Raw genomic sequence first — 13,680 nt, 5'->3', positions numbered from 1 at the left:
GCGTCTCCGATTGTTCAAGTCTGCCGCACATTGCTGTTCTTTCGCCATTGCCAAGGCGGAGTAGGGGAAGAATCCGCCCATAGTCCCCGCTTTCCTACTTTTGCCCCGTGCTCCAGCACATACAGATCGTGGTCCTTTGCGTAGCGCCGATACACCCAGGCCATGCCGCGATTAACCTGTTCTGCATTGGCATCAACGCCAGCACATTTGACACGGGCTACGATTCGCTGATGACGGTCTTTTACACGTGGGGGGACTTCCGCCTCCTTGCCGAAACATAGATCAGAGAGGGACTGCCTCGACTTTGCCCCGAACGGCTGGACATTATCTGGGGCATCTATCTCAGCCAGGCGTATCTCGTGTTGCCGCTTTGATGCGGTCAGGACTGTTAAGGTGTCCCCATCTGTTATGCCCACGACCCTTCCACTGAACGTTGCAGCTTGTGCGGCTGAAAGACAAAAGCCAAACATTGCGATGATTACTAACCTCGATGCTGGGTCAAAGTGTGGCATTTTGAGCAGGGATAAGGTATGGCTGACCTATCGACATTGAACAATACTACAAGCCGGCTAACTTTCTAATCGTGCGCAATTAATATTATTGTGAACGTTCGCCCGTCATGGCTGTTCGATGAAGTGCTGGTTATTCATTTTCCTCTCCTTTTGCGTGATTAACATTGTCTGGAAAAGCCGTCCGCATCCGCGAAACCCCTTGGCCTCAACTCCCTCAAGTTCAGCCTCCGGGCAGATAGGGCAGAAAAGGGCTTGCCTGTTTGGCGGAATGGGTTTGGGCCTTACAGGTCTGGGGAAGGTTTGCGGATATAGGGAACCGCCCCTATAGCGCCATCAGCTTGCTCCGTTAACTCAAATCCATGTTCTAAAGCAATTTCTCTCACCTGTTCATTGTTCACGTGTTTTCCTCATGTCCCTTTCTTTAAGATCCACCTTCTTTCTCTTGATTATTTCATTTCGCATTTCGTTGAACTGCTCCCGCATCTCATGCTGGATGAAGACCTTTCCCACTGCCGCAGGAATCCAGATTTTCGGGATCGCATTAGTGCGATGGATCACACGGGTTTGTCCGCCTTCGTCAATCAGATAAGTAGCACCGTCCAATTTGCGCATATTGCCACTGATCAGGTGCGACCGTATTTCATGGTAAGGAATCAATCTTACTTCCCGCGTTGACTCGAACGGATAGCTCAGAGGGCCGTAGGTCCCAGCGCCGCGCTGAAAAATCGTAAGCCTGGCTTCAGAAACACTGACCACCTTGCTCTCCTTCAAGTTGGAGACAAAATCAGCCATGCGGTCGAAGTCGGTCAGCACGTCCCAGACCTCCTGCTGGGTTGCCGCCACCGCAAAATTAAGGTCAATAATAATGTTTTCTCCAGCTATGTTTACCTCAACTTCAATGTCCTTACCCTTTAGGGAATCTGCGGACAACCCCGACGCAAATAGCATTGACCACATGAATAGCAAGAAGGAAGCGTTTCTCATTTGCACACACAAGAGAGGGAGCCGGGTTACTTGCTCGTGGAATGGGAGGGAATTCTAAGCCTGCTACAAAATTATAAACAGATCACTTGGGCTGTGGTAAGTGAACGCCGTTACAGAGTTCAGCGAAGGCTAGTCATGGGCGCACGTGGCGGCAGAAGGGAAGGGTCAGGTCCGAAGAAATGCATGAGTCCGTACGGGGAGAAAACATCCGTGCTACGGGTACCGTGAGCCTCAAGTCGGACATTCTGCTCTATCTCGAACCGTTTAGAAAAGCATCAAAGCAGGGGAATGCGGATGATACGATCGCTTTCCCATTGCAAGCCCGGATCCCACGTCCCTGCCTCGTCCCATCTACAGCGGCAAGATACTGGCAGGCCAATGCGGCTTTCCTTCTCCGGCCCAGGAATATGAATAGAAAACCCTGGACCTGAATGACCACTTCATTGCCAACCCCCTGCCACGTTCTTCTTCAACGTCAAGGGCGACTCCTGATAGCGCTGGCATCTTCGATGGCGCCACATTGATCGTCGACCGCTCCATCAAGCCCAAGTCCTCCGATATCATCATAGCCGATGTGGATGGCGAATGGATGGTCAAGCGGGGAACTGGTCTTCTTCGGCGTGGTGACCTATATCATCAAAGAGCCAAATAGACCGGTCTTTGCGCTGGCTGATGCCAACTCCTTCTATGCATCCTGCGAAAAAGTTTCAGTCCCGATCTCAGCAATTCAATGAGCGATTGACCCTTTGCACGTCCGGAGCCTCCCAGACCCGCGTAAGATCCCCGCTGCGATTGGGCTTGCTCTGATGGGGTAAAATGGACGCAGGATCTGGGGTGTTACGCCGATCTGAAAGGAATGATGAAACCGGTACTCAGGCGATGCATCGACCTGAAACAGTGAAAAAATCTGAATCAAACCCAATCAATATAAAGGAGTCATCATGGAAATCAACGAACAACATAATGCCGCCCTGGCGAAAGTGGCTGAAATGGTGGGCGATGCCAGATTCGCGATGTTGACTACCCTGGAAAAAGACGGGGTCTTACGTAGCCGCCCTATGGCGACCATGCAACTCGACGGCGAAGGCAATCTTTGGTTTTTTACATCGCTGTCATCGTCAAAAATTGCGAAAGCGCAGCCGGATCAGCAAGTCAACCTCTGCTATGTTCGCGCAGATAAACATGATTATCTGTCCGTATCCGGTGCTGCTGAGCTGGTCGATGACAAGGAGAAAATGCAGGCCTTATGGTCTCCTTGGATCAGACCCTGGTTTCCAAAGGGGCTGGATGATCCAGACCTCGCGTTGCTCAAAGTCAGCATTATGGAAGCCGAATACTGGGATGCGCCTGATAGCGCTACCGCGCGTGCATACGGACTTGTCAAAGCGCTTGCGACAGGGGATACCGATGCGCTGGGTGAACATCGCAAGATAGATGTGAAAGAGGAATAATCGGTACAGCCTTTTAACAACGTCTCCCGGGCGCCCGGTCAAGACGAGGTGGCAGGAAGTTTCGCCGTTTGCTGCTTCAACTCTCTCGTACATGGATCCTGGCCTTCTTCATCGCCCAGATAGCCGATGCTGATTTTCAGCTCGTTTTTGCTTCGAAGTATATTTAACGGCGTTGCCGATCAAATTTACAAATACCTGTTCAAGCGTCGCCAGGTCACCCATCACCTACTGCGGCAAGGACCCGAGGTTTCATGAGACCTGCCGGTCTCTAACCGTCGTTTCGAGCTTCCCGACGATTTCTCTGACTACGTGGTCCAGGTAGAAGGAGGAAATAAGCAGAAGCACTGGCTGCGGGCATTCAAAATAACCCGGATGCTCTCCCGGTGACAGCGCCGTTTTCAGGTAGGCGGCCGGAATTTCCACTTTTGACCGATGCTGACTTTGGCGGCGGGTCCGGGGTCGGGTTTTCCGTTTCGGCCCCAGTACTGATTCTGGGGCGGGCCAGGTTAATGATTCGACCGCGAACGGTTGGCGCTCCGTGTGGTCAACTTCGTTTGCCTGTGAGCGCAAGCGAAAGATTTTCTATTGTCCAGTACGGCACATTAACCGCTACCTTCGTCACCTTTTCTCATCCCGTTGCCCGCCTTGGGCTCACTCCCCACTTCCGCAAGTTCTAGCGGGGACGGATGCAAACCTACATTATCGATGGAAATAACATGGCTCTCTCACCTGCCTTACTATCATGTCGCGGAGAACTGGCATCCCTCATACAGGCATTCGACTGGGCGGCCACGCCGCTGGGGCCAACTGAGCAATGGCCTGTCTCTCTTAAGACGATACTAAATGTAGTGCTGGACTCCAACCATCCCATGTTTGTCTGGTGGGGGCCGGATTTAATCCAGTTTTATAATGATGCGTATCGAAAGACCCTTGGGCCTGAGCGCCACCCGAGTGCGCTAGGCCAGCCTGGCCGGGAGTGCTGGGAGGAAATCTGGCCCATTATTGGACCACAGATCGAATCCATCATGGCCGGCGGTCCACCGACTTGGAATGAAGACCAGCTCGTACCCGTAACGCGGAACGGCACGCGGGAAGATGCCTGGTGGACGTACGGCTACAGCCCAATCCGTGACGCTATGGGTGTACGCGGGGTGCTGGTCGTATGCAATGACGTCACCAAAGAACATTTAGCCACCGACGAGCTAAAACGTGTGAATGAGCGCCTTGCGGAGGAAATTCTGCGCCGCCGGCATGAAGCCGACCGCCTGAAAGTCTTGTTCCAGCAGGCCCCCGGCTTCATGTGCGTCTTGCGCGGCCCGCAGCATGTTTTCGAGTTTGCGAACAACGCATACATGCGGCTGGTCGGGCATCGTGAAATCCTGGGCCGCCAAGTCCGCGATGCCATCCCGGAAGCCGACGCACAGGGTTTTTGTAAACTTCTCGACGAGGTTTTCGCGACAGGGCAGCCCTACTTTGCAAATGAGGTCCCGATTCTGCTTCAACTGGGTTCAGGATCGGCTTTAACGCAACTGTTTATCGACTTCATCTATCAGCCCATCGTCGAGTCCGATGGCTCTATCTCGGGTATTTTCGTCGAGGGATCGGATATCACCGAGAAAAAACATGCCCAGGATGCACTTCGAGTAAGTCAGGGACGTTTGGAGGAGGGGATGCTGGCAGTCCGCATGGTAGTTTGGGACTGGAAACTGGCTAGCGGAGAGCTGAGCTTTTCTGGAAACGCTTCGGAAATATTTAGCGCCGATTTGGAAAGAGTGGCGCGGCCCTGGGAGTTGCTGCATCCGGAGGATCAGTCGGTCATGAAGAATGCGTGCGAGGAGGCAATCGCGGAACGGGGGAAATTTCAAGTCGTGGTACGAATTATTCATCCCCAAAACGGTGGGATTTTTTGGTCGGATGTCCGCGGAAAAATCATCGTCGACGAGGCAGGCCAGGCCCTTGCGATACGAGGTATCGCCCTGGATGTCACGGAACGCAAACGTGCAGAAGAAAAGCTGCAGGAAGCCGACCGGCGTAAAGACGAGTTCCTGGCGATGCTGGCGCATGAGCTGCGCAATCCGCTGGCGCCCATCAGGGCAGCGGCCCAACTTCTAAAGATCGACACTGTTGACGAGCAACGTCTAAGGCAGGCCAGTGAAATTATTGGCCGCCAGGTCGAGCATATCACGAGCCTCGTTGATGACCTGCTCGATGTAGCCCGCGTTACTCGTGGGCAGGTATCTCTGGAAAAACATCCGGTGGATATCAGGAGCCTGATATCCGATGCTGTCGAGCAAGCAGGCACGGCAATCGAGAGCCGGGGACATCGGCTCGTATTACCTCAGGCGACGGAATCGTTCCAAGTTCTTGGAGATCGCAAGCGGCTGGTGCAGGTGATAGTGAATCTTTTAGACAATGCTGCCAAATACACTCCGGAGGGCGGGAACATCGTGGTTCACCTCGACGCGCATCGTGAGCAACTGATGCTCGTCGTTCAGGATGATGGGATCGGCATCGAGCAAGAGCTTCTTCCGCGCGTGTTCGAACTGTTTGCCCAGGCAAGACGCTCTGCCGACCGGTCACAGGGGGGGCTGGGAATCGGTCTTTCTCTAGTCAAGAGTCTTGTAGAGTCTCACGGGGGCAGCGTAACAGCAGACAGCAAAGGGACTGGTACCGGGACCAAATTTACCGTCTTGCTTCCCCGTTATATTGAACCGCAAGCTCCTGCCCTTCAAAACGAAGATGTGGCTATTTCTTCGCCGGGTAAAGCACTACGCATAATGATCGTTGATGACAACCAGGATGCGGCGCTTATGCTGTCCATGTTACTGCAAGCCGCAGGGCACGAGACAGTCATAGAGCACAATCCCTACCGCGCTCTTGAACGAGCACCTCTGGAATTACCGGATGTATGCCTGCTTGATATTGGCCTGCCCGACATGGACGGAAATGAACTCGCGCGCCGGCTTCGGTCGATTCAAGCCCTGGCGCAAACGGTCTTGATAGCAATAACCGGATATAGCCAGTACGAGGATCGTAAAAATTCACTTGAAGCGGGCTTTAACCATTACCTTGTGAAGCCTGTCAATGTGGAAGAGCTTGTCGCCTTGCTGGCTGAGCTTCGGACTTAGTGAAGCGTTGGCTTTGCAAGTTCGAAGGCAAGGGGGTAGCCTTACATACATTGATGCCGCCTCTTGTCTGATCCTGCTTCGATCCCCGAGATTTAATGGTTACAAGCGTCGGCCGGCAGCAGGTTGTTATATTCCTCCCTAAGCATTAAGTAGCCCTCGTGTACTCGGTCTTCCATCAGCTTTCGATTCACTACCGTGATATGTCCCCGTCGGTATTGTATTGCACCCTCCACCTGTAGCATATGGGCCGCCATGCTCACACTCTCACGACGCACGCCGAGCATCTTGCTTACGAACTCATGAGTCATCGTCATGGAGTCAGTTGGTAAACGGTCCAGAATCATCAGGAAAAAGCAGCATAGTCTTTGCTCAATCGTCAGGTAGACTTCTAACGCGCTCTGCTCCGTTTGAAGAAGCAAAGTTCGACTGAAACGTAACAACAACTGCTGTAGAGCGCCTCCCGACTCAAATTCCCTTTTCAAGGCATTTGCTTTAATACGGTACCCATAGCCCGCGCTTTGTACCAGCACGGTGGCCGGGGTGCCATCCCAGCCGAACAGTAAAAACATATCGGTCACTCCTTCATTGCCGGTCATGGAAACGAGTCTGCTGATACCCGACCTAAGCTCGTAGACGCGCGCAGCGATGAAAGTTGTAGGAAAATAAAGCTGCGTTATCCGGCTGCTTCGTTCGTGGATGACGTAACCCAGGGGCAGGTGGACCAATTCAAGAAATGGTAGTAAGCGCCTGTATTCTTCATCGGGTAAAGCCCCGAGAATCTTGTTTTGCGTTGGGCTCTGTAACAAGTGAGTCACGATGGAAGGTCGATCTTCAAATAATGCAATCCAATGCTGCTCCGGGCTCGTTCGCGATCAGTTCAAGCGTATCTAATAACCCGTCAATAATATCAAGCGTTAATCGGAGCTACTACTGGACTTCAGTCCAATGGCTACCCCTCCATTAGCCGACATATCACTGATAACGCGCAGGCGAACAGCAAGTTCGTGTCGCGAGGACCACCCGTTGCCCTTCCGCATGCTCCAGCATCAAATTGAATCTTTCCAATTGAATCAAAGTAGACGGCGTGCCCTGTCGCGAGTGCCGAAAAATCCTCCGCTCGTCACGCACTCTTCCCTGTAAGGTTTTACAGTATTCATATCCCTGATCACGTGATGTAATCCTCCTACGAACTTCCACTCAGCGATTGCCGGACAGGCTGCCTGTTAACGCCATGCCCATCGGGGTCTTTTCCCGGCCAGATTAACGGCGACGTTTCGCCGAAGATGTGCGACAGGGACAGCCGTTGTAATTGAGGCGTAAGAAAAGCCAATTAAGTAAGGAAGCTGGATGATGATAACCCTTCACCAGATATCCCAATCGTATAAAACCTGGAAGAGGGGTTCATATGAAAGAACACGTGTGGGAAATTGCTATATGCGGGACCTTCGATGTCCAGAACTACGGAGATTTGCTCTTTCCTATCGTTGCCGAGGCAGAATTGACGAAGCGGCTGGGCGCGGTGAAGCTTCACCGATTTTCCTATCACGCTAAATCTACGCCGGAGTGGCCCTATACCGTTACATCGGTGGCGCAATTGCCCAACCTCGCGATGCGCCTGGACGGTGTCCTCATCGGTGGCGGATTTATTATCCGGTTTGACAAAGACGTTGCCCCCGCCTATGGTCCGCCAACTCCCGAAATACATCACCCCACCGGGTATTGGCTAACCCCGGCCCTGATTGCCTTGCAGCACGGCATTCCACTGATCTGGAATGCACCGGGCATGCATTGCAACATTATCCCCAAATGGGCAGAACCATTAATGAGGCTGGTCCTTCAAAACAGCCGCCACATCCGGGTGCGTGACAAACCTTCGCAAGAGGCGCTGACGTATTTTTGCAATGACCCGCAGATAGGGGTGGTGCCCGATACCGCGTTCGGAATTTCCCGAATGGTCAACCCCCAGTCGTCAGCAGAACTTAAAATTCTGAGGGAGCTTTCGGGATTGACGGGGCCCTACATTATTGTCCAGGCAATCCATTGCATTGCCCCCTTCATTCGCTTCGTACAAAAACATCCGCAAATATTTGAAGGCTTACGCGTCCTGCTCCTCCCTGTCGGGCCAGTACTGGGGGATCACGAGGCCGTGATAGAGAGCGGGTTTCCGAATGCTGTGCGGCTGCCGTCATGGCCACCGCCACTTCTACTTGCAGAGTTAATCAGTCACGCGGAAGCCGTGGTTGGTCACAGCTACCATCTGGCGATCACAGCGCTTGCGTGCGGAGTGCCGGTCTTCAGTTCGGCTAACCTTTCGGAGGGCAAATACACGGCCCTGTTGGAGTTTGAAACCATCTTCCCCCTTCCCCGGGAAAATGAGGATGAACCGCAGTGGTTTTTGTCACGGCTTGGAAAAAGCCGTCCCTCGTCAGCTGCTCTAAAGGCTTTGGCGCAACTCGATGAACATTGGGATCTCATTGCAAACATTATCAGAGAGGGGAAAGTTCACACTCAACCAATGCTGGGACGATTTTTGCAGGATCTTCCCAATTTACTCGAAGCTGGCACAGTACAGCCTGTTGCGTCTGTCCCGGATCAGCGTCAAGTTGATCAACTCAAGCGTGACCTGTTTCTCGCTCACTCCCAGATCACGGCGTTATACAGTTCGCGTTCATTCAGAATCACGGCGCCGCTGCGGCATATCGTTCGCAGGTTAAGCACTTATAAAACAAGGGAATTGGATGATTAATTTCACTGAAATCTCAAGAAAAGAGCTAAATGTTCAACCTTTTGCCTGGACCGAGATAGGAAATCTCTATTCCCCGGCGAACGCAACCGCGCTGGCATCGTCCTTTCCCTGTGATAACTTCAAGACAATCGAGGCTTACGGCGGTGAGAAAAGTTATTTTTATGAGGCGCGTGCATTGATCGGGATGGGCTCGAACTCGGTCGCGAATCCAGAGCAGCTAAGCGGAGCATGGCTGGAGCTTGCACACGATTTGCTCTCTGATAGTTACCGCGAAGCTATGTCCTCACTGACTGGACTTGATCTCAATACCCGGCAGATGGAGGTCAATGTCTTTCACTACGGGCCAGGAGCTCATCTCGGACCGCACCGTGATCTTCCGGAGAAAATCGCCACGCATGTATTTTATTTCAATGACGAATGGAATCTCGCAGATGGAGGCTGCCTGGCCATCCTGAATTCATCCGACGCCGCAAATGTCGCGGCACACGTCCTGCCGATTGTCGGAAACTCGGCAGCTTTCATACGATCGGAACATTCCTGGCACGAAGTAACGCGCGTCAGGGATGGTTGTAAGCAGTCGCGGCGCAGCATGACGGTTACGTTCTATCCCACGAGTTCTATAAGTTCGATGTGGCCGCCCGACGAAGTTCCCCAATTACACAGTTACGGGAGCGCCGGTGACTGATCGGAATTCTCCATTAGCCGAGTGCGATCCGGCGGTAATTGAGCGAGATGCGGCCCTGGCGCACCTCGATTTCCTGAAAAATACCCGGTCATGGCGAATCACGAGTCCTTTGCGTTTTCTCATGCGCCTGATGCGATGGGGCCTAACGTCGGAAGATCGAAGCCGCATCATCGGATGGTGGAAAGATCGCAACCGGAAGCAGCGCATCGCCGCAAATGTTAAAAGTAAACCCAACGCACCTGTAAAGGGCGGGTGGGTTCGATCTTTCGCCGACCTGCCTGCTCTGCGTCCCCTGCGTGGTCGTAAACCTGCTGCCGCCGTGAATAACAAATTCGACGTTATCTGCTTCGCCAACATCGAATGGTCGGCGCGATTCCAGCGGCCGCAACAAATGATGCGTCAGTTCGCGGAACACGGCTATCGGGTTTTTTACGTCGTCCCCTCCCGTGTTTCATCGGGTAGGCAGGCTTATAGCGTCAACCAGGTTTTGCCAGGGATATTTGAGGTTGCGCTGTCGAGGCATGCGGTACAGGATTTTTATACCGAAGGCATGAGCGACGAGAACGTCGACGCCTGCTTGCTATCTCTGGAAAAGATGTCTGAGGCCTTTCGTATCAAGACCGCAATCTCCGTCATTCATCTATCATATTGGACACCTCTTGTCTTGCGGCTCAGAATGGATTTGGGATGGCGCATCCAATATGACTGCATGGATGACTGGGTGGATTTTCCGCATATCGGAACAGCATTATTACGGCAGGAGGAGGTGCTTGTAGCGGAGGCCGATCTGATAACCGTCACTGCCTCCGTGTTGAACAAGAAGTGGTCTGCGCATAACCCGATTTGTTCGCTAATCAGAAACGGCGTGGACTTTTCATTCTTCACGCGCCACTGCGTTCCAAATAATCTGCTGCCGGAAATCAATCGACCGATCATCGGATTTTATGGCGCGCTGGCAGAATGGGTGGACTATCAACTGCTCGCCGATGTAGCAATGAGGCGACGCGACTGGAATTTCGTGCTCGTCGGAGACATTTTTGTATCCGATCTCGCGGGGCTTGAATCCATGCCCAACGTGCACTTGATCGGAAGAAAGCCCTATGCCGAGATGCCGCATTACCTTTATCGTTTCGACGTTTGCCTGATTCCGTTCCGTGTTTACAACGTTACCCACGCGGTTGATCCGGTCAAGTTTTACGAATTTATGAGTGCAGGAAAACCGGTCGTGTCGGTGCCGCTGGAAGAAATGAAGGTCTATGAAGAATTCGTCTATTTTGCCAATAGTCCCGAAGAATTCATCGAAAAAATTGAACTGGGATTAGATGAGCGAGCGCTTGAGCTCGTAACAAGCCGTGTAGAGCTTGCCCGCGCAAATGACTGGAAGAACCGGTTCGACGACACGCTCCGCGCCATAACCGATGTATATCCAGGGGTTTCGATTATCATCGTCACCTACAACAATCTCGAGCTTACGCAGCGATGTGTCGAGAGTGTTTTCCGGAATACAACTTATCCAAACTACGAAGTGATCATCATCGACAATGCGTCAGTTGATGACACGCGCAACTATTTGCGCTATCTGGCTCGCAGCAAACCTGCGGTAAAGGTCGTTCTCAATGACGAAAACAGCGGATTCGCGGCTGCAAATAACCAGGGGTTGCGTATGGCCCAGGGAGATTACCTGGTATTGCTCAATAACGATACCGTAGTGCCGAAGGGATGGGTCGAGCCCATGCTGCGTCATCTCGATTTGCCGCATGTCGGGCTGGTCGGCCCGGTTACGAATTCGGTCGGCAACGAAGCGAAAATTGAGGTTGAGTATTCAAGCCTGGATCAGATGGAGGATTTTTCGGATCGCTATACGGCGCAACATCGCGGTCATGTCTTCGATATATCCATGTTGGCCATGTTTTGCATAGCGATGCGTCGCGAAGTATTTGAAAAAATCGGTTTTCTCGATGAAAAATTTGGTGTCGGGATGTTCGAGGACGACGACTATAGCCGCCGCGCCCACAATCTGGGGTACAGAACCGTGTGCGCCGAAGATGCGTTCGTTCATCACTATGGCCAAGCGTCATTCAAGAAGCTTATTGCCAGCGGCAAATATCAGGAATTGTGGGACAGAAACCAGGCCTATTTCGAAAGCAAATGGGGCGCATGGAAGCCGCACCTGCAACGCGGGAGCCATTGATGCTCAAGAAATTATTCAACCGTTGGGGCGGGCACGCCACTTCGGCTTACGAAGACCCGAAGGAAATTACCGCGAACCATTGGTCGGAGAATATGGCGGGCTCGGATGCGTTCTCGCCGCAAGTGTACTGGCTGGCGGTACCGGAGATCCAGAAACGCTTTTGCCAACGGGCCTGCCGCGGAAGTGATTACCCTACATGGGTGGAATACTGTGTCGGCACCTTTCTAAATAGCGATGGCGCGGTATTCAATATGTTGAGTATTGGTTGCGGTAGCGGCGCGCTTGAAAGGGATCTGTTCCGGCTCAACGCCTTTCATCACTGCGATGGGATTGATATTGCACCAGCGGCGATCGAAACCGCGATAAGGGAAGCCGTCGCGATAGGTGCACGATCCATTGATTACCGCGTTGAAGACGTCGAAAAAACAGACCTGCCCGCAGGGCGATACGATGCCGTGTGGTTCAATGGATCACTGCACCACATTCGCGAACTGGAAGTGGTGTGCGAACGGGTACGCCGTTCGCTAAAGCCGACCGGCTGGCTGTTTTTCAATGAATATGTCGGCGCTAATCACTTCGGGTTCGGGCCGCCGCAGGTCGCCGCGATCACGCACGCTTTTGCCCTGATCCCGGAGCGCTATCGCGTGTCGTTTGCCCGTGGTTCGTTTGGCCAGATTCAGCACGTGGTACCGTTGCCTGACCCAATCGAAGTCGTGCGCACCGATCCTTCGGAAGCAGTGCGTTCGCAAGACATATTGAATGTCGTGAACGATTACTTCGACATTAAGACGATCAATCCCTGCGGGGGCTCGCTATTGCAGTTTCTTCTGCATGGCATAGCAGGAAATTTCAGACAGGAAGACCCGCACTCCATGCGCCTACTCCAGATGCTGTTTGACATCGAGGATGGGCTGATCGAATCCGAGGCATTGAAGAGCGACTTTGTCGTGGTCGCTGCTAAACCACTATAAATGCTGAAGGCTGAGCCCGTACGATTTTACAGCGAAGGCTAACGTGCTTTCACTTTCACGTTGTTGCGTTGTCGCGCTGACGATAATTGCGCGAACGGCGGAAATCATTAAGTTGCCAGCCCCTTATTCCTCGTAAAATTCACCGCATACAGCAATTCGCCGAAAACTCAAAAGCCGGCTGACATGTGGATCAAGGCCGGCAGTGCCGTGCTCGTGCTGGGCGCGAGGCGAGGGCTCGCCGAGCTTCAGCCAGTTTTTAGTTTAACCGCGAAATCCGCGATCCCGATCTTGAAAAGGAACCTGGCCGCGGTATCGAGGGTTTTGAATTGGCGAGTCTCGCGTCGGGAAGTTTCCAACGGATATCCGTCGGCTACGATCATGTAGCCGTTTGTCATGACAGCATAGCTCACCTGGATACGCTTGAGCGCGCCGGCATTCAGCAGAAGTTTAAGTTCTCGCTCGGTCATTTTTTTCTCATTTTTATTATCGTCCAACCAACGTTTCTTTCGCGGCATACGTATACAGAAAATAGTTTGGCGATGGTACGGCCAGGTGCGACCGCGGGGCATTACTGAAAGTCCGCATCCACGTCGAATAGCTTGCCTTGCTTCACGACTACCAGCAAATCGCCAGGTTTGACTTGAAGAAAATCGCACAGCTTGGACAGTACTTGGCGGTCAAAACTGTTCACCTTGTCGTAGTAATAGCGATCAATAGTGGCACGTGCGATACCTGTCGCCCGACACACGTCGGAGACTTTGAGGCGCTTGGCTCCCAGGATCGTGGAAAGGCGGCAGCTGATCATTACGAAGCAATCATTAATCGATATCGATTAATATAAGCTATGTAAAGATTAATGTCGAGCGAGCAGAGCACGGACGGGGTGAGTCCAACCGGAGTACTGGCTCCCCATCGATTCTGTGTGTTCTGCGAGAGCGGTTTTTCATTCCGCATCCCCCAAAATCAGCCCCTATACGCTCTATGAAAAGTTTCCTGGAAGTATTGATCCCGT

General features: G+C 52.6%; 12 protein-coding genes. 7 read left to right on the top strand and 5 right to left on the bottom strand.

Annotated elements, in window-relative coordinates:
- Nucleotides 1-14 precede the first annotated feature (14 nt).
- Both R5L00_RS01045 and R5L00_RS01040 read right to left on the bottom strand, forming a co-directional pair.
- Entirely contained in the window at nt 15-416 is a 402-nt protein-coding gene (locus tag R5L00_RS01045; RefSeq protein ID WP_317652907.1) for a thermonuclease family protein, read from the bottom strand.
- 483 nt (nt 417-899) lie between these two features.
- Nucleotides 900-1,496, bottom strand: coding sequence for an SRPBCC family protein (locus tag R5L00_RS01040; protein WP_317652906.1), 597 nt, complete (start codon nt 1,494-1,496; stop codon nt 900-902).
- A gap of 520 nt (nt 1,497-2,016) precedes the next feature.
- On the opposite strand from R5L00_RS01040, the gene R5L00_RS15740 reads away from it, so the two are divergent.
- The 3 genes from R5L00_RS15740 to R5L00_RS01030 all read left to right on the top strand — a co-directional run bounded on the left by R5L00_RS15740 (nt 2,017) and on the right by R5L00_RS01030 (nt 6,075).
- Complete coding sequence (locus R5L00_RS15740) at nt 2,017-2,148, top strand: hypothetical protein (RefSeq protein ID WP_411555572.1); 132 nt, start codon at nt 2,017-2,019, stop codon at nt 2,146-2,148.
- 289 nt (nt 2,149-2,437) lie between these two features.
- Nucleotides 2,438-2,947: a pyridoxamine 5'-phosphate oxidase family protein gene (locus R5L00_RS01035; protein ID WP_107692660.1), complete on the top strand. Its 510-nt coding sequence runs from the start codon at nt 2,438-2,440 to the stop codon at nt 2,945-2,947.
- Between the two features lie 716 nt (nt 2,948-3,663).
- Nucleotides 3,664-6,075 carry an ATP-binding protein gene (locus R5L00_RS01030; protein ID WP_317652904.1) on the top strand — a complete coding sequence of 804 codons (2,412 nt, stop codon included), beginning with the start codon at nt 3,664-3,666 and terminating at the stop codon, nt 6,073-6,075.
- A gap of 92 nt (nt 6,076-6,167) precedes the next feature.
- Here R5L00_RS01030 and R5L00_RS01025 read toward each other — a convergent pair whose 3' ends face one another.
- Nucleotides 6,168-6,671, bottom strand: coding sequence for a Crp/Fnr family transcriptional regulator (locus tag R5L00_RS01025; RefSeq protein ID WP_258192519.1), 504 nt, complete (start codon nt 6,669-6,671; stop codon nt 6,168-6,170).
- An 809-nt stretch (nt 6,672-7,480) separates the two neighbouring features.
- Between R5L00_RS01025 and R5L00_RS01020 the strand changes: the two genes are divergently transcribed.
- Genes R5L00_RS01020 through R5L00_RS01005 form a run of 4 tightly spaced genes read left to right on the top strand, consistent with a single transcriptional unit; the run spans nt 7,481 to nt 12,668 of the window.
- Nucleotides 7,481-8,821, top strand: a complete 1,341-nt coding sequence (locus R5L00_RS01020; protein ID WP_107692664.1) for a polysaccharide pyruvyl transferase family protein — start codon at nt 7,481-7,483, stop codon at nt 8,819-8,821.
- Nucleotides 8,814-9,506: a 2OG-Fe(II) oxygenase gene (locus R5L00_RS01015; RefSeq protein WP_317652903.1), complete on the top strand. Its 693-nt coding sequence runs from the start codon at nt 8,814-8,816 to the stop codon at nt 9,504-9,506. Before R5L00_RS01020 ends, R5L00_RS01015 begins: the two co-directional genes overlap by 8 nt.
- Nucleotides 9,499-11,697, top strand: a complete 2,199-nt coding sequence (locus tag R5L00_RS01010; RefSeq protein ID WP_317652902.1) for a glycosyltransferase — start codon at nt 9,499-9,501, stop codon at nt 11,695-11,697. The genes R5L00_RS01015 and R5L00_RS01010 overlap by 8 nt, the downstream gene beginning before the upstream one ends.
- Nucleotides 11,697-12,668, top strand: a complete 972-nt coding sequence (locus tag R5L00_RS01005) for a class I SAM-dependent methyltransferase (protein ID WP_317652901.1) — start codon at nt 11,697-11,699, stop codon at nt 12,666-12,668. Before R5L00_RS01010 ends, R5L00_RS01005 begins: the two co-directional genes overlap by 1 nt.
- Nucleotides 12,669-12,913: 245 nt before the next feature.
- Here the strand turns inward: R5L00_RS01005 and R5L00_RS01000 are convergent, their stop codons facing one another.
- Together R5L00_RS01000 and R5L00_RS00995 are read right to left on the bottom strand one after the other, a co-directional pair.
- Nucleotides 12,914-13,135, bottom strand: coding sequence for a plasmid replication protein RepB (locus tag R5L00_RS01000; protein ID WP_146164542.1), 222 nt, complete (start codon nt 13,133-13,135; stop codon nt 12,914-12,916).
- A gap of 101 nt (nt 13,136-13,236) precedes the next feature.
- A complete protein-coding gene (locus R5L00_RS00995) occupies nt 13,237-13,473 on the bottom strand; it encodes a helix-turn-helix transcriptional regulator (protein ID WP_317652900.1) in 237 nt (78 codons plus the stop codon).
- Nucleotides 13,474-13,680: the final 207 nt, after the last annotated feature.

This window comes from Nitrosospira sp. Is2 (genome assembly GCF_033095785.1).
In the GTDB taxonomy this organism is placed as follows: Bacteria; Pseudomonadota; Gammaproteobacteria; order Burkholderiales; family Nitrosomonadaceae; genus Nitrosospira.
This window is presented reverse-complemented; position numbering and strand designations above follow the sequence as displayed.

Coding starts and splice junctions, on each gene's coding strand:
- R5L00_RS01000 (WP_146164542.1), bottom strand. CDS start 13,135: ATGACCGAGCGAGAACTTAAACTTCTGCTGAATGCCGGCGCGCTCAAG.
- R5L00_RS01035 (WP_107692660.1), top strand. CDS start 2,438: ATGGAAATCAACGAACAACATAATGCCGCCCTGGCGAAAGTGGCTGAA.
- R5L00_RS00995 (WP_317652900.1), bottom strand. CDS start 13,473: ATGATCAGCTGCCGCCTTTCCACGATCCTGGGAGCCAAGCGCCTCAAA.
- R5L00_RS01025 (WP_258192519.1), bottom strand. CDS start 6,671: ATGACCGGCAATGAAGGAGTGACCGATATGTTTTTACTGTTCGGCTGG.
- R5L00_RS01030 (WP_317652904.1), top strand. CDS start 3,664: ATGGCTCTCTCACCTGCCTTACTATCATGTCGCGGAGAACTGGCATCC.
- R5L00_RS01005 (WP_317652901.1), top strand. CDS start 11,697: ATGCTCAAGAAATTATTCAACCGTTGGGGCGGGCACGCCACTTCGGCT.
- R5L00_RS01015 (WP_317652903.1), top strand. CDS start 8,814: ATGATTAATTTCACTGAAATCTCAAGAAAAGAGCTAAATGTTCAACCT.
- R5L00_RS01040 (WP_317652906.1), bottom strand. CDS start 1,496: ATGAGAAACGCTTCCTTCTTGCTATTCATGTGGTCAATGCTATTTGCG.
- R5L00_RS01020 (WP_107692664.1), top strand. CDS start 7,481: ATGAAAGAACACGTGTGGGAAATTGCTATATGCGGGACCTTCGATGTC.